At 41.0% G+C, this 20,571-nt stretch carries 16 protein-coding genes; 10 read left to right on the top strand and 6 right to left on the bottom strand.

What is annotated here, in order from left to right:
* Positions 1-119 precede the first annotated feature (119 nt).
* Entirely contained in the window at positions 120-788 is a 669-nt protein-coding gene (locus tag BLQ87_RS17030; protein ID WP_074609118.1) for an MBL fold metallo-hydrolase, read from the bottom strand.
* A gap of 89 nt (positions 789-877) precedes the next feature.
* Positions 878-1,480 (bottom strand): Crp/Fnr family transcriptional regulator, encoded by a 603-nt coding sequence (locus BLQ87_RS17025; protein WP_216857794.1) that lies wholly within the window; start codon positions 1,478-1,480, stop codon positions 878-880.
* A gap of 101 nt (positions 1,481-1,581) precedes the next feature.
* Here BLQ87_RS17025 and BLQ87_RS17020 point away from each other — a divergent pair, with 101 nt between their 5' ends.
* Both BLQ87_RS17020 and BLQ87_RS17015 read left to right on the top strand, forming a co-directional pair.
* Positions 1,582-2,937, top strand: coding sequence for a hypothetical protein (locus BLQ87_RS17020; protein ID WP_074609116.1), 1,356 nt, complete (start codon positions 1,582-1,584; stop codon positions 2,935-2,937).
* Between the two features lie 145 nt (positions 2,938-3,082).
* The gene (locus BLQ87_RS17015) at positions 3,083-3,517 is read left to right on the top strand and encodes a carboxymuconolactone decarboxylase family protein (RefSeq protein WP_074609114.1); all 435 of its coding nucleotides are present in this window, start codon (positions 3,083-3,085) and stop codon (positions 3,515-3,517) included.
* A gap of 55 nt (positions 3,518-3,572) precedes the next feature.
* Here BLQ87_RS17015 and BLQ87_RS17010 read toward each other — a convergent pair whose 3' ends face one another.
* Positions 3,573-4,214: an FMN-dependent NADH-azoreductase gene (locus BLQ87_RS17010; RefSeq protein WP_074609112.1), complete on the bottom strand. Its 642-nt coding sequence runs from the start codon at positions 4,212-4,214 to the stop codon at positions 3,573-3,575.
* Between the two features lie 76 nt (positions 4,215-4,290).
* Between BLQ87_RS17010 and pdxR the strand changes: the two genes are divergently transcribed.
* Entirely contained in the window at positions 4,291-5,760 is a 1,470-nt protein-coding gene (gene pdxR / locus BLQ87_RS17005) for a MocR-like pyridoxine biosynthesis transcription factor PdxR (protein WP_074609110.1), read from the top strand.
* Positions 5,761-5,762: 2 nt separating this feature from the next.
* Here the strand turns inward: pdxR and BLQ87_RS17000 are convergent, their stop codons facing one another.
* Complete coding sequence (locus BLQ87_RS17000; protein ID WP_074609108.1) at positions 5,763-7,523, bottom strand: alpha-L-fucosidase; 1,761 nt, start codon at positions 7,521-7,523, stop codon at positions 5,763-5,765.
* 218 nt (positions 7,524-7,741) lie between these two features.
* Here BLQ87_RS17000 and BLQ87_RS16995 point away from each other — a divergent pair, with 218 nt between their 5' ends.
* The gene (locus tag BLQ87_RS16995; RefSeq protein WP_074609106.1) at positions 7,742-8,179 is read left to right on the top strand and encodes a GNAT family N-acetyltransferase; all 438 of its coding nucleotides are present in this window, start codon (positions 7,742-7,744) and stop codon (positions 8,177-8,179) included.
* 150 nt (positions 8,180-8,329) lie between these two features.
* Here BLQ87_RS16995 and BLQ87_RS16990 read toward each other — a convergent pair whose 3' ends face one another.
* Positions 8,330-8,908: a TetR/AcrR family transcriptional regulator gene (locus BLQ87_RS16990; RefSeq protein WP_074609104.1), complete on the bottom strand. Its 579-nt coding sequence runs from the start codon at positions 8,906-8,908 to the stop codon at positions 8,330-8,332.
* A 213-nt stretch (positions 8,909-9,121) separates the two neighbouring features.
* Between BLQ87_RS16990 and BLQ87_RS16985 the strand changes: the two genes are divergently transcribed.
* From BLQ87_RS16985 to BLQ87_RS33805, 6 genes are all read left to right on the top strand, one after another.
* Complete coding sequence (locus tag BLQ87_RS16985) at positions 9,122-9,877, top strand: SDR family oxidoreductase (RefSeq protein ID WP_074609102.1); 756 nt, start codon at positions 9,122-9,124, stop codon at positions 9,875-9,877.
* A gap of 404 nt (positions 9,878-10,281) precedes the next feature.
* The gene (locus BLQ87_RS16980; RefSeq protein ID WP_074609100.1) at positions 10,282-10,851 is read left to right on the top strand and encodes a sigma-70 family RNA polymerase sigma factor; all 570 of its coding nucleotides are present in this window, start codon (positions 10,282-10,284) and stop codon (positions 10,849-10,851) included.
* A gap of 80 nt (positions 10,852-10,931) precedes the next feature.
* Complete coding sequence (locus BLQ87_RS16975) at positions 10,932-12,074, top strand: FecR family protein (protein WP_074609960.1); 1,143 nt, start codon at positions 10,932-10,934, stop codon at positions 12,072-12,074.
* A 257-nt stretch (positions 12,075-12,331) separates the two neighbouring features.
* Complete coding sequence (locus BLQ87_RS16970) at positions 12,332-15,718, top strand: SusC/RagA family TonB-linked outer membrane protein (RefSeq protein ID WP_172664856.1); 3,387 nt, start codon at positions 12,332-12,334, stop codon at positions 15,716-15,718.
* 12 nt (positions 15,719-15,730) lie between these two features.
* A complete protein-coding gene (locus BLQ87_RS16965) occupies positions 15,731-17,467 on the top strand; it encodes a RagB/SusD family nutrient uptake outer membrane protein (protein WP_074609096.1) in 1,737 nt (578 codons plus the stop codon).
* 109 nt (positions 17,468-17,576) lie between these two features.
* A complete protein-coding gene (locus BLQ87_RS33805) occupies positions 17,577-19,382 on the top strand; it encodes a substrate-binding domain-containing protein (RefSeq protein WP_172664855.1) in 1,806 nt (601 codons plus the stop codon).
* On the opposite strand, the gene BLQ87_RS16955 is transcribed toward BLQ87_RS33805, so the two are convergent.
* Positions 19,305-20,561 (bottom strand): RNA polymerase sigma factor, encoded by a 1,257-nt coding sequence (locus BLQ87_RS16955; protein WP_074609092.1) that lies wholly within the window; start codon positions 20,559-20,561, stop codon positions 19,305-19,307. The two genes, BLQ87_RS33805 and BLQ87_RS16955, sit on opposite strands and share 78 nt — an antisense overlap.
* Between the last annotated feature and the right edge of the window lie 10 nt (positions 20,562-20,571).

Raw genomic sequence — 20,571 nt, 5'->3', positions numbered from 1 at the left:
ATTTCCTTTGTATTAATACCTGAAGTAAAAATTTCATCATATTGACGAACATTTGCCTAAAGATGCAATTAATCTATTATTTTAAAAGAACCGGCTCAGATTTTATATTCGGAATAGCATCATTTCAATCGGGCTATCAATCGATTTAAACTCCCGTTGTTGACCAACACTGGCCCATGACCAAAACAAATTATCCTTGGTTTTAATGCCGCGATCTTTTTAACAGAATCGATGTTCTGTTCCTTGTTTGTCGTAAATAAGGCTGGTGGAAGGCGTAAACCAACCATAGTACTGAGCAGATTCATGTTTACCAGTGCATCACCGGCAATCAATACGCCATCGTGTTCTCTGAAAAAGGAAAGATGACCCGCAGAATGCCCTGGTGTTTCTATTGCCCTGAAACTGCCTGCATCATCTCCTTCCTTAAGGGTCCCTGATACTTTATACCCTTTTCCGGCCCAGTATTTCTGCTGAAAACGGGCAATAAAATGATCTTTATCGGGATATTCCGCAGTTACCTGCCCTGATTCCGCATTTTCCTTCTCAAAAACCGAAGTGAAAAGGGGGATATTCAATTTTTCGCAGATCAAACTGCTACTTCCCTGATGATCCGCATGAGCATGTGTCAATACATGTTTTGTCACCTTCAGATTCTTTATCATCTCTAATATTTTAGGGGCTGAACCCCGGATTCCGGCATCGATCAATACGTCATCTACCACGTAACAATTGATTGCATTTCTCGGCATTAATGCAAGCTGAAACACTCCTTTGGCTATTTCTTTCATCCTTTGATAATTTATAACCAAAGTTGTGAAACAGGGGGGCTAAGGACACTTGACAAATGTTAGGAAATCTTTGGGAAGCAATTCTCCGCTCAATACATTTTTTCTGCCAGACTGATTTTAGCAGTTTCTCTTCTGATCCGGCTTAATGATTCCGGTGCAATACCAAGAAAAGAAGCGACATAAATTAAAGGGGTTTGCTGGACGATTTTAGCAGGACTGGTTTGGAGAAATTTAAGGTATTTTTCCTTCGCGGGACTGGAATGTAAGTTTAGAATTCTATCGGCCATACAAAGGTAATTTTGCTCTGCAAGAATTCTTCCAACCACCTGCCACTGCGCCAGCTGTTGGTACAACCATTGCATTTTCTCATAGGAAATAGAAAGGGTATGCGTATTTTCAAGACATTGGATATATTCAGAAGACAGTCCCTGTGTAATGAAACTGGAATACGATGCTGCAAATCCCCCATCACAGGCAAGGTAGGTTGTAACTTCTTTAGCATCTTTAAAATGGTAAACCCTAACCAGTCCTGAAACAATAAAATGTATACAGGATGATTTATTTCCTTCAGAAAGGATATGCTCCTTTTGATCGTAGCGATTCGCCACAAAGCACCGACTGATCATTTCAAGTTCCTCAGCAGAGAATGTTGCAGCACTAAGGATCTGTTCTTTTAAGTCATTATTTATCATTGGTATTAAAGATACCTACTTTAAAATAAAAACTGTAGGTTTTTTTTAGGGTTACTAAAATTCATTTTGGGTATCAATTGCAGACACTAACAAACATTGGCATGTCAATAAACCTGAAACGATTAACCACACTCCCATTTCTGATCTGTTTATTTCTGCTGCTGCTCAACGACTTCTACTTTAAGGCCGCTTTTCATAACGCATTTACCGGAAAACTGTCGGACTTCTGCGGACTGTTCATCTTTCCTATATTCTGGTCAGCACTATTCCCAAAAAGGAAACAGACGGTATATATCTTAACGGCTTTATTTTTCATCTACTGGAAAAGCAGGTATTCAGATCCGTTCATTCAGCTGTTTAGTGAATATCTGTTTACTGTGCAAAGAACAGTAGACCTTAGCGATCTGTTTGCTCTTATCGTCTTACCATTGAGCTGGTATACCCAATCCCTCCCTCAAAAAAGAACATACTTCAATCCGGAACTCGCAGCGCTGATTGTCTTTTTTTCATTTTGTGCCACATCCAAGCCCAGGCCGCCTTCACTGTATTTTGAACAGCCACAATATGTATTGTTTCCATTACCGGTTCATCTACCCGATAGCAATTCGATAGATCAGGGGTTCAAAATTTACAATTTTGACACTTTGCTTGTCATTCAGGCCGAAGAGATTCAAATGGACAGAGATCCCGTAAAAAATGACGACTTTAATAAGAACCTGATTTTGAAAGATCTGGATAAAAGAGTTCTAAGTGCATTATCCCGCCAGTATAAGGACATTCCACCCGAACAAATCAACCGGTTAACCATCGAAACAAACAGCTACCAGGATCATTTAATATTCAAGGGAAATCGGCTACATGGCAAATTCTTAAGGAAAAACAAAGAACAAATCCTGATAGAGGGTCAATTTAAAAATGGCATAGAGGATTCTGTATGGACATTTAATAATCCATCCGCACACACGGCCATCAAAAAGATTTTTAACAAAGGGGAAACCGTCCGGATCGAGGAATATGCATCTTCAAAACTGACCTCTTCAAAAAATCCAATGACCAGAAAAGATACGAACCTGTTTAAAGGCTTTCAACTTGCAATCGTATTGGGACTTTTCATTGCAGTCGTCATACAATTACGAAAAAACCACAAAAACACGCTTCCAAATGCACCGGATATAAAAATAGGATACAAGCTTTTACTTTGTATTTCATTGCCACTTTTAAGCTGGATCATACAATTCATGATCTGGTCGGTGATTCCCAATCACTATACTGCTTCTTTTCAACAAGTCGCAGCGCTGTTTCTCATCTACCTAACAGGGCTTCCGTTTTTTGCGGTGCTCCTCTTTTGGCTTAAGCCACGTAAGCAAACCGATTTCTTATGGTACTGCTTGTTATTGAGTTTATTGTTTGTATTTTGGCAGGAGGCGATGATGCTGGAGTCGCTTTTAGAAAATTAGAAGGCATCTTATGCAGGGTAAATTAAGGGAACATATAGAAAAAAGGTAAACACTGGGCCAGCCCTTATTTTGGAATTGGTCTATTCTTCATCCATGTCCTTACCGTAATTTTGTGTCAACAAAAAATCTTATAAATACTTAAGAAATGAAAACACGAATTAACATGGCTAAAGTAGAGCCTACAGGATATAGCGCAATTCTCGGATTGGAGAAGTTCATAGAAAGCACACCGCTCACAAGAACACATAAAGAGCTGATTAAAATCAGAGCTTCACAAATCAACGGATGTGCTTTTTGTATTGATATGCACACTAAAGAAGCCCGTAAAGCAGGTGAAACAGAACAACGCATTTATGCGCTCAACGCCTGGCGTGATACCCCATTTTTTTCTGAAGAAGAACAGGCCATATTGGCCTTGACAGAAGAAGTGACTTTAATCAGCAATCATGTGTCCGATGAAACCTATGAGCAGGCGGAGAAAGTATTGGGTGAGACCTACCTGGCCCAGGTGATCCTAGCCATTATTACCATTAATGCATGGAATAGAATTGGCATCTCGACTAAACTAATGCCAGTCTAACGTGGATGCCAGGAACATAAAAAAGCACAGTCTTTAAGGACCGTGCTTTTTATGTTTATACCAATTCCGTTTCCATCAGCGCTTTCACCTCTTGATGTGAGGCAGCTATAGCGTTCCTATATTTTTCTGCATCAAAAGATTCTCCGTTAATCGCAATCACATGAATGTTATTAATCCCAATAATATTAAACACGGTCTTTAAGTAGTCGGTCTGAAAATCGATGTGTTCGTTGTATCCTCCTTTTTCATATCCTTGTGCCCCTCTGGCTAACAATAGAAATACGGTCTTATTTTCAAGAAGACCAATATATGGATTTTGCATATTGTCCGGATTCCGCTTCCAGGTTTCGTTCACTCTCACCACCTGGTCGATATAAGCTTTGAGCGCGCTGGGAATTGACCAATTGTACATCGGAGTGCCCAACACAATCACATCTGCTTCCTTTAATTCGGCAATATACACATCGCTTATTTTTAAAGCCTCAACTTCCTGTTCAGATCTGTCTTCTGCGGGTTTGAAGGCCGCAGCAATCCAATTTTCGTTGATATGGGGCACATCGGCATTTCCAAGCTCACGAAACCTGATCACCGGATTGCTATGGATACTTCTCCAATGGTCAACAAATACTTCGGTAAGCTTTCTACTTTGAGATCTTCCTGTTCTTGCGCTCGAATTAATGACTAATACTTTCTTCATTCTAATAATTTTAGACAAAATTAAAGAGCCATTGGATTATATTTGCATACCAATTCTCATAAACACTACAGCCCAGATGTTACCTTACAAATCATTAATTCAGATTGATCGAGATGCTGCTGTAACGCTTTACATTCAGGTCTGCAATAGTTTCATCTCATTGATTACCGATGGCACACTGCAGCCATCCGATCTATTGCCAAGTTCCCGCATCCTCGCAGAATTAATCGGCATTAACAGAAACACGGTAAAACTGGCTTATGAAGAATTGATTAGTCAGGGTTGGGCTGAATCTGTTGAGCGTAAGGGCGTGTTTGTACTTTCCAGCCTGCCCATTCTCTCTAAAACCAAAATACCCGAAATCGATAAAAACAAGGTCCCTCAGGAAGCTTTTATATGGACGAATAAGTTTACAACTTCGATCCCCAGCAAAAACCTCCAGAAAAATATCCTCACCATTGACGATGGTTTCCCCGACGTACGTCTGGCACCGATAGACCAGCTCATGCGCGAATACCGAAGCATTTCCAGAAAATTCTATGGGAAAAATTTTCTTAAATATGGCAGCTCCAAAGGATCAGAACATCTTCGGGAATCTATTTGCAATTACCTTTCCAATACCCGGGGTTTGGTGGTCTCTCCTGAAAATATCCTGATTACAAAAGGCAGTCAGATGGGAATCTATTTAGCAGCGCAACTCCTGCTCCAGCCTGCTGATCATATCGCCGTTGGCCTGTCAAACTATTTATGTGCAGACGAGACTTTCAGGCAAGCTGGTGCAAACCTTTTACGGATTCCTATCGACGACAATGGTATGGACATTGATCATCTCGAAGAACTCTTGCAGCACAAAAAAATAAAAGCGGTTTATATCATCCCTCACCATCATTGCCCCACCACGGTAACCATGAGCATGGACCGGAGGTTAAAATTACTAAAACTCGCAAAGGAACACCGTTTTGCAATTATAGAGGATGATTATGATTTTGATTTTCATTACGATAATAAACCTTATGTACCACTGGCAAGTATTGACCACAATCAAAATGTAATTTACATCGGTTCGGTTACTAAAACTTTTGCCCCTGCCCTGAGGATTGGATTTATGGCAGGCCCTCCCGCATTTATAGCAGCCGCAGCTTCATTAAGAGAGCTGATAGACAGACAAGGAGATACCGTGTTAGAGGAAGCATTTGCCCTGATGTTCGACAATGGAGAAATGGACCGGTATTTCCGGAAATCATTAAAAATCTATAAGCAACGCAGGAATGTCTTTTGTGAGCTGCTTAAAAAGGATTTTAGTGAGGAGATTACCTTCAAAATACCGGAAGGAGGACTTGCGGTATGGTCAACTTTTGATAAAAAGATCGATTTGATCAAAATGTCTGAAGCTGCCTTGAAAAAGGGACTGTTTATCGACAATGGAATTTTTTACAAGAACGAGTCTTTCTCTACCAATGGACTGAGATTAGGCTTCGCCTCACTAGCTGAAAATGAAATGACAGCAGCGCTTAAAATTCTGAAGACGATCATCAGCGAAACCTAACATTACTCCTTAGCATAAATGGTAAATGTGATAGACCCGGATTTCCCTTGTTTATTAAATTGCAGGTACCGTACATTTTTACCAAGCACTTCTGCTCCGCTTAAATAGGTGGTCATTGTAATCTCTTTTTTGGTAGAATTTATAACGCCTGCTTTCTCCCAATTTTTACCGTTAAGCGAAACGCTGATCACAATTGGATCATTGCAGCCATACATAGCTATACCGGTCAGCTGATGATTCTTTTTAAGATCAAGCAGGTATTTCCCATTCTTCCAGTCTGAGGTAGTAACTTCCGCAGTTTTAATCGCAGAACCGTATTCAGGGCTGTCAAAAAAAGACTGTTTTTGACGGTTCAAAACTCCGTCGACCGGTTTCGCCATCTCCAATTCTATTATTGTGGCAATATCATCAGGGCTTTCCGGCCTACTGAACTGCCATTCCTCCTTTTTGATTTTAAAAGCAGGCCGTCCTGAAACATTTAAATATTTTAAGTTCAGAATGGCATTACCAGGTATAGCAGGCAAGCTTAGTTTACCATCCTTCCAGTCGTAAACATAGACATAGATCTTATTCCCTTTGTAAGTTGCTCCTCCCCATTTCTCCGGTAACCATGGTCCTCCTTTGGTTCCATAAACACCATCACCATATTTTTTTAGCCATCCGCCGATATCGAGCAACAGTTTCTTTTGAACCACATCAAATTTACCATCCCAAAGCGGTCCCCAACTGAGGAGCACATTTCCGTTGCCCTGAGCAGAAGATAACAGATCCCGGATTAAGCTTTTTTCTGATCTGTTTGGGCTGGGAGAGTGCGCCCATTCCCCATTCAAGGTCATGCAGCTCTCCCATGGACGGGATTGATAACTGCCTATCTGTTGTTCCGGAGTATCAAAATCTCCTGGAACGCTTGCGCGATTATTGATCACAATATCCGGTTGCAGTTTACGTATCATCCGTGTTAAATTCTCCGAATCCCACATATCTGAAGTAAACATTCCCCCCCACCAGGCAGCATCAAACCAAAACAAATCGATTTTCCCGTATTTGGTACAAAGTTCCCTCACTACATTAAATTGATAATCGATATATTTTTTATGTGATGGTCCGGGGCCTAATTTCTTCCCCGGCAACACTTCAAAATAAGGTGGCTCTGGCGAGGCTTTCACCATAGAAGGGTCTACCGGCGAATAATCAGGATGATACCAATCACGCTGAGAATAATAAATCCCAAAGGGCATATTTACTTTATGACAAGCATCTGCAATCTCCTTAAGAAAATCACGTCCGAAAGGAGTATTGGTAATTTTAAAATCTGAAAACCGGGTATCCCACATATGAAAACCATCGTGATGCTTCCCAATCACCACAATATACTTCATCCCTGCATCTCTGGCTATCTGTACCCATTCGTCTGCATTAAAATTTTCAAGTTTAAATTTCGACGGCCATTTATGCCATACACTATCCGGGTAGGCACCATGACCGGTATCCGGAGCTTTACGTGTATAACAAATTGGCCAGCTGACGTCTTTATCAACATAGGCGGATAAACCGAAATGGATAAACATACCATAACGGGCATCAGTAAACCATTTCATCTTCTCTGGAGAAGCAAAATTACTCCCTTCCCATTCTGTTTTTGTAAAAGGTTGATATTTATACCATGATTGTCGGGGATACTGATCTGTATCAATAACTGACCATTGTGCTTTTAGCACCGTAATCTGCAGGAAGAGAATCGCAATTGTTAAATAAGACTTCATACTTTTCGTGTGTGTTTGTTTAAATCAATATCCTCCTTCTTACCATATCAAAAATAAGTGCTCCATACATCAAAAAAAATGAACTAAACTCTTTTTCTGATGGATTATCCTACTCGAAGCCGGCATAGCAGGATCAATACACTGGGCCACCCTTTATTTCGGGACTGGTATATTTAGCATCCATGTCATTGCCTTAATTTTATAACAAATAAAAAAATATGGACAATACCTATCAGGTTAAAATAATCAAGACAGATACAGAGATTGAACAATGCTGGGAAGTTGCTTTTCTGCTAAGGCCACATCTGAATAAAAACAAATGGTCTTCGACGATTTCTGAGATGATGCAAAATGAAAAATACAGCATGGCCGGAATTATAGTGGATGATCAGGTCGTTGCCTTTGCAGGATATCGTGCAATGACCTCATTGCACAGTGGAAACATCATATATATTGATGACCTCTCCACACTGGAATCTTATAGAGGGAAAGGTTTTGCTTCTCAATTATTAGCCCATGTACGCGCAATCGCGATAGCAAATCATATGGATGCAGTAGTACTTGATACAGGTTTCGATAACAATACTGCGCAAAAACTGTATTTGAAAAACGGATTTCAATTCTCTGCAGTTCATCTCAGCGCTTCTTTAAAATAGGCAGAATTACATAAAAAGAGGGCGCCGAGACACCCTCTTTTTATGCCCGCTGTAAATGAGTTCCAGGATCAAAAAGAGCAGCGACAGTCTGTCGTTTTTAAGATTTGATAAGTACAAAATAGACCAATCAGTCTTTATTAGTGCAAAAAATTATATTAACCAGCCATCAAATTCATGCTGGATCGCATCCAATACGATCCGCATTTGGTCATTACTCTCTAACACTCTCCCACATAGGATTGCCCCTTCAATCATGGCAAAAACTTTTATGCTAAAATTCTTTGGATCCAGATCTGGTGATATTTCATTGTTGGCCATCCCATTCGCCAGGATATCAAAAAACCTTTTCTGAGAAGCGCGGATTACCTTTTTAACATTTTCTTTCATACCCGGATGGGTATCATCAGCTTCCACACCAAAGTTCAGAATAGGGCAACCACCTTCAGTTTTAATTCCTTTATAGGCATTCAACAAATTAGAAAATTTCTCTTTTGCAGTTTCTCCATGTAATACCGCCCTGTCTAATTGCTGAGACAAGGTTTCGGTCAGGTATAAAAATGATTCCGAACAGATCTCATCCTTACTTTCGAAATTCCCATAGATCCCACCTTTGGCCAGCTTTGTAACCTCCATGATGTCGCTGAGAGAAGTACCTGCCATTCCTTTTTTGTTAATGATAGGTGCCGATTGTTCAATAATAAATCTTCTGGTTCGTTCTGCTTTATTCATGAAAATGATTTGACGACACAAAAATAAACCATTCGGTCTATTCCCGCAAGTTATTTCTCTCTATTTTACTTTCTAAAGATTATTCTATCCAGCTATACCCATTTGAAACAAAGAAGAAGCCAGTTATCAGCTGTAAAAAAAAGAGCTCAGCTTGTCCAATTCTGAAACCCGGATTGTCATTAGTAAAAACAACTTAAATTTTAGCATTAGCGTATGAAAATTGTAGTCATCGGAGGCACTGGCCTCATCGGAACAAAACTGGTAAAAACCTTAACTGAAGCCGGGCACGAAGTACTGGCAGCTTCTCCAGGTACCGGAGTAAATGCCGTTACGGGCGAAGGACTTAATGAAGCCCTGAAGGGAGCAGAAGTGGTAGTCGACGTGGCCAACTCTCCATCATTTGAGCAAAAAGCAGTCCTTGAATTCTTCGAAACTTCAGGGCGAAATCTTATTGTTGCCGAACTCATCGCCGGCGTAAAACATCATGTAGCCTTATCGGTTGTCGGCACAGACCGTCCAAATGCAAATACTTATTTCCAGGCCAAGCTGGTACAGGAAAAGTTGATAAAGGAATCCGGAATCCCCTACTCCATCCTTCATGCCACACAATTCTTTGAATTTGTGGGCGGCATTGCACAGGCAGGAATCCAGGGAGATCAAATCCATGTATCGCCGGCTCAGTTCCAACCTATCGCTTCAGACGATGTCGTTGCAGCACTGGCCGACATTACACTTGGAGCACCATTGAACGGAACAACAGAAGTCGCCGGACCTGAAAAGATAGGGCTGGACGAGATCGTCAGACAATACCTCAGCCTTAAAAATGACAACGGAAAGGTAATAACGGACATACATGCCCCATATTTCGGAGCGGAAATTAATGACCAATCACTGGTGCCGGGAGATCGCCCCCGCCTTGGTCAGGAAACCTATGCAGACTGGATCCGCAAACCAGGTAATTTAAGATAAGGACAAGCCGCATCGGATTCAAAATAAAGAGACTGTATCCCGGAATACAGTCTCTTTATCATATACGACTGGAAAGAGACTTATACAAGGTCGTTGATAAGGAGCTTTATATCGAAACAAAATATTGCAATAAATACGCCTATCGTGATGACGCCACTCTGGTTATTGAATCGAGCTACGGCCAAACCAAAGGCAAGCTGTTTTTTAAATAAGCTTTTCTAACTGCTGAATGTGTCTGTTCCTCAACAGATACCACTGGGTGTTAAAAATTAACTGTAGACTAACTCAATTAAGCAAATTAGAAGTTTTTTACTAATTTTAACCAGAAATACATGGTTAATAGTTTAGTCGACCGCCCCTAACTACTCCAACAACTACAAACCAACCAAGGGATTACCAACAAAATGAAGTCATATCATAATCTAACAGATTCCGTGCTCCTCTCTTTATTTTCTGATGGAGACGATTCTGCATTTACTGAGATTTACAACCGTCATTGGAAACAGGTTCTCTTTTACGCTGTTCAAAAAACAGGGAATACGAGAGCTTCAGAGGATATCGTTCAGGATGTATTTGTTTCGTTATGGAAGAGAAGAGGACAGTTGGAAATCAATTCAGAATTTAAAAACTACCTGATTGTTTCGGTAAAGTACCGGGTATTGAGATTCCTGAGCCGGGAAAGGATGAAGCGATTGGCCGAAGAAGACAATGTTCTGGATTATGATATTCTGGATGATTCTACTCAGCAATATTTGGACTTCGAAGAACTTTATTCCCGGCTGGACGAAATTATCGGAGAGCTTCCCGAAAAAAGTGCAATCATTTATCGCATGAATAAAGAACAGGGAATGAGCCACAGAGAAATTGCCAATGAGACCGGGATGACTGAGAAAGCTGTCAATGCTAATTTAGTGAGAACAAAAAAAATAATTCGAACCAAACTGAATACTTTCCTTTCAGGGTTCTTACTTTAATTTCTGAGCATTTTTATTTTTTTTATTTTTCATGTGTCATTTATCTGACTTAAGATACTTGTTTGTAAATGGCCATTACAATGATGGAAAAAACAGATGAGATAAGACTTCAGGAGATCGCACATAAATATCTTCAGGGTAAACTTAATAAGGAAGAGCAGACTGAATTTGATGATTGGTTTAAGCAAATTACTGTTGAACCTATTGAGCTATTTACCCCGTATGCTAAAGATGAATATGCCCACAGGCAGGTTATTTTTAAAAGAATTAAAAAAGAATTAGGGATTAACCGCCCCCGAATAGCAACGATGTGGAGAAGAATAGCTGCCGCAGCGATCGTCATCCTCACCATAGGGTTAGGACTATTATTCATTAAATATCGGGAGATTCCTCCTGGTATTGCAAAAATCATCCATGACGAGACAATACCCGGCAAAAGTACAGCAACACTGACCCTTTCTAATGGGCAGGAATTTGCACTTTCAGATGCTGTCGATGAGACATTATTAAAAAAAACCGGGACAGAAGTTTACAAGACTATAAACGGACAGTTAATTTATAAGCAGAAAAATAAGATTAGTACGGCTCATTTAGCCTACAATACATTAACGACATCCAGAGGAGAGCAGTATCAGCTGATTCTGCCTGATGGTTCCCATATATGGCTAAATTCCGAATCCTCAGTTCAATTTCCAGCCAGCTTTTCAGGACTAAAAGAGAGAAAAGTATTGATAACCGGAGAAGCCTATTTTGAAGTTGCCAAAGATAAATCGAAGCCTTTTCGTGTCGTTTCCGATGGACAACTGGTTACCGTTCACGGAACCCATTTTAACATCAATGGATACAAAAATGAGCCGGAAACAAAAACCACACTGCTCGAAGGAAGTGTGGATATAAATGGTACTTTATTGAAACCGGAGCAGCAGGCTATCCTTGACAAAAACGAGGTAAAGGTCATCTCTGTTGACACGAAGAATGTGATCGCATGGAAAAACGGATATTTCAATTTTAGCGATGAATCTCTGGAAAGTATCATGAGAAAAGTTTCCAGGTGGTATGACGTCGACGTTATATTTCAGGATCAGTCACTTAAAAACATAGAATTTGGAGGTGTGATGACAAGATATACTAAGGTATCTGAAGTTCTGGAAATGCTTGAGCTTACCGGAGAAGTATCCTTTGGCCTAAAAGGGAAAAAAATCATTGTTAAAAACAACAACTAATTCAACCAACCGATTATAAACTAAATTAAAAACGATGAACAGACACAAACCAGATTCCTAAGCCCCGAAATTGAACGGTTTGAAATACATTCAAAGGTGCAGTAACACCCCTGAATGTAATTTGGTAAAACCGAAAACAATTAATTAATTAATTATTTCCTGATCATTCAAAAAGTGCATGTAAGCCTTGGACAGCTCACACTTTTTGTATCAAACCAAACAACCAAATGTATAAAAAATATACTAAATATTTTTGTATGCCGCGAGGCTACATCATTAAATTCCTGGCAACAATGAAGCTAATTGCTGTTTTTCTAATTGCGGGTATGCTGCAGGTTTCTGCCGCAGGTTTTGCTCAAAGATTCAATTACATTAAAAAAAATACATCGTTAAAACAGCTGTTTAATGAAATAAACAAACAGACGGGGTATGATATCATATGGTCTAAGCGAAATATAAAGAACACCCGGAATATAAACGCTGATTTTCAAGGTACTCCCCTGGAGGAAGTACTTAAAATAGCTTTAAAAGATCAACCCTTAAGCTATACCATTAAGGGCAAAATGATCATCATCAGAAAGCAGACTCCTGTAACAGATAATTTTGCATCTCTTATAAAGGTCATAGACATTAAGGGAAGAGTTCTGGATGAAAATGGAAAACCTTTATCAGGAGCATCAATAAAAGTTAAAAGTAGTACAAAAGGCACTACTTCTGACGGGAACGGAGAATTCTCACTGCAAGGAATAGCTGAAAATGCCGAACTCATCGTTTCATTTCTGGGATATACAACTAAAGAGGTAAAGGCGACTTCAGATCCGATGACGATCAGTTTGTCTCCACAACAAAATGAGCTGGAGAATGTGGTCATCTCTGTAGGTTATGGAACACAAAAGAAAATCAATATTACCTCTGCCATCTCAACTGTCTCCGGAAAGGAGATGGACAAAATACCAAGTTCCAGCCTTTCCAACGTATTGGCAGGAAGACTCGCCGGGATGCACGTCAGAACCGCTACAGGTGCGCCCGGGGCAGGATCTGGTGTACGCATACGTGCCTCTGCATCCTGGAATGCCAGCGATCCCTTATTTGTAATAGATGGTGTGATCAGAGACAAAACAAGTTTCGATGCACTGGACCCAAATGAAGTAGACCAGATCTCAGCGCTGAAGGATGCTGCTTCTGCTGCGGTGTATGGATCAAGGGCAGCGAACGGTGTAATACTGGTAACCACAAAAAAAGGTGCACCAGGTAAAGCACAGGTAGAATACAATTCCATTTTCACCATGGACAAGGCCAGCAGCTATCCGGAATATATCGATATGAAAACGGCCCTTAAGACCACACAGGCAGCAATCGGTGGTGTTTCAGACGAAGAAATTGACTGGGTGCTAAAAGCAAATCCGGGTGGAATGGCCAATTTTAATGCGGTATACCAGGACCCGGCAAGTCAGAAGCATTCCCTTAGCATATCTGGCGGGAGTGAAAAATTAACCTATTATCTGGGCGGCTCATTCTTTAATGACAAGGCTTTCCTGCCAAACACAAAGTATAACCGCTACAACCTTCGCTCAAACATCTCTTCCAACATTACCAGGGACCTTACCCTTAGCCTGAATCTGGCGACCACTTATGGGACAAAGAACCGGTTTAATTTTCTTACCGATAACAGTGATGATTTAGGTGGCCTCTGGCCAAAATTGCTTTACTTTGATGTATTTTCTATCCCCTATATGGATGGAAAACCCGTTAATCCCGGATGGCTGGGCAACCTTCCCGAAATGATCAAAAACAGCGGGTACCTGAGAAATAACAACCAGCAAATAGACGCATTGATGAAGGTAGATTACCGTGTACCTTTCGTACAGGGATTATCCTTACATGCTTCCTTTAGCAAGAACATCAATAATAGTTTTGATAAGATTTATGGAGAAAAACAAACGATCTACAACTTCAAGCGTACCGGCCCAAACAGTCTGATTGTAACGAATGAAATATTAAGCTCCACAAAGAGCGGTAATCCGGAGGTCGAGTATTTAACCAATCAGTATACAAAGTCGGATTCCTATCAGTTAAATACCCAAATCAACTACGACAGGACATTTGGCAAGCATCACCTTGCCGCGACCGGTATATACGAACAATACGAATATCAGAGTTACAATTTCAGTATGACCCGCAATAATTTCCCACTGTTCCCTGTTGATCAGTTCTTCGCTGCCAGCAAGAACAACAGCGACTGGCGTACAGGTGGAGAAGAAAAACAGGATGGCCGCTTGTCTTATATAGGAAGAGTGATTTATGAATATGCCGGGAAATACTTTTTCTCCGGCTCTATCAGACGGGATGGTTCCATCAAGTTTGCTCCTGATCAGAGATGGGGCTGGTTTCCATCTGTTTCAGGAGGCTGGCTGGCATCCGAGGAAAACTGGTATAAGTCTTCAAAATTGTATAATACCATTAACATGATCAAACTCCGCGCTTCTTACGGTATTACCGGAGATGATGGTATTGGAGGATGGAAATGGCTTGATCAATATAACATCCAGAAAGGCACCTACTATATGGGAAACCCTGCCACGGCATTGCCCCGTATTAGCTATGGAGGTCTTCCGGCAGCTCATCTGACCTGGGAGAAATCTGAATCTACCAATATAGGCCTTGATTTAAAGATTAAAGACCGGTTTACCTTCACAACCGAATTGTGGAAAAAGCATACCTATGATATCCTTGGCGAGCGTGTTCTGGTACTTCCATCAGAATTTGGCGCCAAATTACCTGCAAGTAATTACGGCATAGGCGATGCAAAAGGCATTGAATTTGAATTGGGCTATAACAGCAATCCGGAAAGGGCTTTTACCTATAACCTCAAAGGAACATTCGGGCTCGCTACCACCAAAACAATTCTCAAAGATCATGCATCCAATGCACAACCATTTGACAATCCTGAAGGAAAGACAGCTTCCTATTCGACCGGATACCGGGCTACCGGAATTTTACGCGCTCCATCAGATATTGACAAGCTACCCGCCAACTATACCATAATGGGTGCTAAACCTGAACTGGGAATGATGAATTTTGAGGATATCAGCGGTCCTGCCGGACAACCTGATGGAAAAATCGATGGTTACGATAAAATTGTGCTTGGAAAGTATATGGGGAGCAATAACGCACCTATATCTTTTGGCCTGCTCATGAATTTCGCCTATAAAGGATTTACCCTGGATATGCTCTTTGCAGGATCAGCGGGTTTTGATCTTACCTATAACGATTCCTGGGGCAGAAACTTTGGTGGCGGTGGGAAAATCCCGGTATATCATGCAGATTCCTGGACTGCCGAGAACCCGGGGGGCAGCACGCCCAAATTGTACGCATGGGGCGATTCGAGAGCTAACGGTTACACTGAAGCATCCACATTTAATACCTACAATGCCAGTTTCGTAAGAATGAAATACCTCAACCTGGGTTACAACATTCCAAAATCCGTGCTAAAAATTACAGGGATCAATAATGTTAAGCTATATACTTCCACTACAAACCTCTTCTACCTATCGAAATTTAAATTCTATGATCCTGAGCTGAATGGATTTGGCAGCTATCCCATCATGAGGAGTTTTATTTTAGGGTTAAATATTCAGTTTTAAAAATTGCAAAAGATGAAAAAATTATTCATACTACCCATACTCATAGCAGTACTGAGTTTCCTTGGCGGATGTAAAAAGGTCCTGGATAAGGAGAACCTTACCGCTGTAAACCCCTCCGATGTTTGGTCTGATCCCAATATTGCAGGCGCCTATCTGAATGAAATTTACGCTGCTTTAATGCCGGGAAATACCTATGGCGATGGGGCCGATTCAGATGAAGGAGTAGCCTACCAGCGACAAACCAGCGATTGGTTCAGAGGAACAGCCACCTTCGATTCCAATGACCGTTTTGGAACATATGATAATATCCGTACCGTCAATATGTTACTGGATAATATCGATAAAGCAAGCTTTGACCAAAATGCACGCAGCAAGATCAAAGCACAGGCACTTTTCTGGAGAGCCTGGAGTTATTATGGACTGGTGAAAACATATGGAGGAGTCCCGCTCATCCTGACGGCTCAATTGCCAACTACAGACCTGAGCTCCCTGGCGATGCCAAGAAGTAAAACATCAGAATGTTTAACCCAGATTATCAAAGATCTGGATGAGGCCATTGCTTTACTGCCTGATGCATGGACTAATAATGATATAGGCAGGATAGATAAAGGAGCTGCAATGGCATTCAAAGGCCGTGTGCTGCTATTTTTCGCCAGCCCGCTATTCAATCCGAATAATGATCAGACCAAGTGGCAGAAAGCCTACGATGCCAACAAGGTTGCCAAAGAGTTTTTAGAAGGCCGGAGTAAAGGCTTGTATAAACCTTATGCCAAAATGTGGGACGACGAGATGAACAAGGAAGTAGTCATGGTAAGAAGATTCAACTATCCCGAAGCAACTTACAGTCAGGCGGGCATTATTCCGCTGGATTTTTCGGGTGGAGATGTAGGAAAGGACCGCCCTTCCCTGGAGCTGGTAAATGCTTTCCCAATGAAAGATGGCAAGAGCTGGAGTTCGGAAACAAGGTCTTATGATACCTTATTCCGCAGTCGTGATGACAGGTTTTACACCAGCATCTACTACAATGGTTCGCCAAATCAATACCTGAAGGGGATGAAAGACGGAAACACTTACCTCTGGACCTATTTTTTAAGCATCAGCAACTACGCCGGTAATACGGGGCTTGAAGGAGCTCACAATCAGATTACTCCGGACCCGCTGTGGTCAAACTCTAGTTTCTATAGGGTAAAGGCGGTTGATAAAACCATAAATAAAGGCAACGTAGGAAACGCGGGCGTAGATTGGCCGGAAATAAGATTCGCAGAAGTATTGATGAACTATGGCGAATGTGCCAACGAACTGAATAAATCCACCGAGGCTTTAAACGTCCTTTATCAGATCCGTGATCGGGCCGGGATCCTTGCAGGCACAGGTAATTATGGCATCACTGCCCTCGCTCAGGACGACATCAGAACCGCTTATAAAAACGAAAGGTTTGTTGAATTCTGCTTTGAAGGTAAAAGATGGGATGACCTCAGGCGATGGAAGATGTTTGGATACCTGCGTGCACTTCAACAGCGTCATGGACTCGCCTATTTGCTAAAACCCGGCGAAAAAGACGTGAAACCAATGGATGATATCAATCAGATTTACAACAAATTCACCATCACGGTTATCCCTACGGATAAATCGGATATTGCGATCAAAGACGATTATTATATTTATGGCATTCCTAAATCCCGTTTGGACAGAAATCCCAAATTGCTGCAAAACAATAACTGGGGAGGAACCTTTAATCCTTTGGATTAATATTTAAAGTCAAAAAATCGCAAGATAAACTTTCGAGCCAGATGTTAGCCTGGTTAATTTCAGGCTAACATCTTTCTATATCGTATTCACCATAGGTTAAGATTCATTTATGCAGTGCATTTACGAAAATTTCATGTTTCCACCCGATCAATCCTTTAGCATCCAGTCGGAAATATTAGAAGAGCAGCCTTACAATGTCTTAAAATCTCACAAGTACTTCGAAATCGCATTACTGGAGAATTACTGTGGCAAGCATTTTATTGGAGACAATATTCTGGAGTTTGAAGGAACACAGCTTCTGCTCCTGGGGAGCTATCTGCCTCACTGTTGGCAAATCGATAGGGAGTTGGATCCAACCGTTCAGCCACAATCAATTTCAGTTCATTTTTCGCCTGATTTTCTTGGACAGCAATTATTGGAAAAGCCGGAGGCAAAACCACTAAATGAGCTTCTTTCCAAAGCTTCGAAAGGAATTTCATTTTCTGGTCCAACGATACCAATAGCAAAAAAGATGATGCAGAAAATGCTGCTGTCTGAAGGAATGGCAAGGACAGGACTCATGTTACAATTGTTGGATATACTTGCGCAGTCAGGTACAAAACAGGCACTGTCTTCCTCTTATTTAAACATGATTGACAATGCTCATGAGGGACCAAAAATCAGTAAGGTATATGATTATATATTCCAGAATTTTGAGAATAATATTTCATTGCCGGTGGTCGCAGATATTTTGTCGATGACATCGGCATCATTTTGTCGTTTCTTCAAGAGAGAAACCGGCCAGACTCTGATAGATTTTATAAAGGAAGTAAGAATTAGTCATGCCACAAAATTACTGCTGGAAGGTAAGTACAATATATCCGAAACAAGCTTCCGCTGCGGCTATAATAATCATTCCAATTTCAACAAACAGTTCAAAGAATTAATCGGACTATCACCGGTAAAATTTCAAAAACACTATGAACTTAAATATAAAAAGATCAATACACAAAACCCCTCAGCTGTTCTACGGGAAACTGCCACTTCAGTTCGTCCAAACCGAACAAACATTATAGGCATAGTGGTCCCCACCTTAGACAGAAGTTTTTTTAGTTCTGTCGTACAGGGCATCGAAACGGTATTAAATGAAAACGGTTATAATGTATTATTGTATCAATCAAAAGAATCATTCGATAAAGAAGTAACCGGAATTAAAACACTTATAAAATCAGGCGTCGATGGGATCATTTCTTCCGTAGCGCTTCAAACATCAAATTACGACCACTTCACCGATCTAAAGAGACATAACATTCCCTTGTTGCTGTTCGATCGTATCGTTCAGGAAATTTGCGTCCCATCTGTAAGAATAGACGATTATAAAGGTGGTTTTTCGGCTACAGAACATTTAATCAGACAAGGATGTAAACATATTGTTCATATTTCCACAGATCAGAATGTGCCCATATTTAAGGAGCGGCTGAGGGGCTATAAAGCTGCCTTAAAGCAGTACAATTTGCCGGTAAAGGAAGCATTGATCTTTTACGGGGTCCCCTCTTTAACATTGGGTAGCGAATGCATTCAGCATTTGATGGAAAAGAACATCCCTTTTGACGGGGTGTTTGCGCTGGAGGATTATACCGGTTTGGGAGTGCTTAAGAAATTAAAAGAATATCAAATAAACGTGCCTGATCAGGTGAAAGTCATCGGTTTTGCAAATGAAGCATTTGGAGCACATGCGGCTACAGCCTTGAGCACCATTGATCAGCAAACCCTAAAAATGGGCGAAGCCGCTGCCCGGTTGTTTCTTAAACTCCTTAAAGAAGAGCATTATTATAGAGCAGCTCCCGAGGAAATTATTTTAGATACCATACTCATTGCCAGGGACTCCTCCCAATTGCTGAATGTGCCTGCTGATGGTCAGCTTCTCTGCATTTGAAACGGCCATTGTCAATGCCTGCTGATAATGTTGCAAAGCAACAGTATTATCTATATCCGTATATAGATTACCGAGCAGGGAATAGTAAAAATGATTATCCGTAAGTTTCAGTTTTTCGGCCTCTGCAATAGCTGCCCGTTTTCCATTGGCCTTTGCCAGCGCAAAGGTTCTGTTTAAGGCTACAATAGGCGAATATTCCAGGATCAGCAGGTTGTTGTAAAGCTGAAGAATTTGATCCCATTTTTCCGGCGTATCCTCCTTATGGGTATGCCAGTAGGCAATACCGGCTTCCAAATGATACTTACTTAACTGACCACCGGTAGCCGATAAACCTAAATAATACTTTCCCCGATCAATCAGTTCCATATTCCAAAGACTTTCATCCTGATCCTGGTACAGAATGGCTTCTCCGTTTTGATCAGAACGGGCATCAAACCTTGAGGCATGAAAACACATTAGCGAAAGCAAAGCATTTACCTTTGGAAGATTCGTATGATCATGGTCCGTTAGCATGTATACCAGTCGCATTGCCTCTGTACAAAAATCCCTTCGAAGTGTTGTATTCTGCGCCATTGAATAATAACCTTCTGAAAAGAGCAGGTACAAAGTAGTCAACACATTGTCCATGCGCAAATGGATCTCAGTCAGACTCGGTTGTCCAATACTGATGTTCAATTCTTTCAGCTTTTCTTTCGCCCGGTTAAGCCGCTTATAAACGACCTCTTTATTGGTTAAATAAGCATCCGCAATCTCCTGAATACCAAAACCGCAAAGTAAATTAAGCGCCAATGCTACCTGAGATTCAGTAGATATCTGAGGATTGCAGACGGTAAAGATCATCGCAAGCTGACTATCCCCGATATTTTTGACAGACAAATCCAACTCAAATTCTTCCGTATCGGCAGTATCATACTGAATCTCCGGAGACAGCTTTTGCTGGAACAGCGCATCTCTTTTGAGATAATTTTTAGTTTTATTTTTTGCAACGGTATATAACCACGCTCTGGGATTATCTGGTAATCCCTTCGTACTCCAGATCTCTGTAGCAGCAAGGAAAGTATCACTCACAATATCTTCCGCGACCTCAATATGTGCCATACCGAACAATCGGCAAAGTACTGAAACGATTTTTTGATATTCGCTTCTAAATAAATTCGGGATCAGTTCCTGCTGCTTCATTTTATTTGAT

This window comes from Pedobacter steynii (assembly GCF_900103665.1).
Classification (GTDB): Bacteria; Bacteroidota; Bacteroidia; order Sphingobacteriales; family Sphingobacteriaceae; genus Pedobacter; species Pedobacter steynii.
The sequence above is the reverse complement of the archived record's forward strand: the minus strand, read 5'-3'. Positions and strand labels throughout refer to the sequence as shown.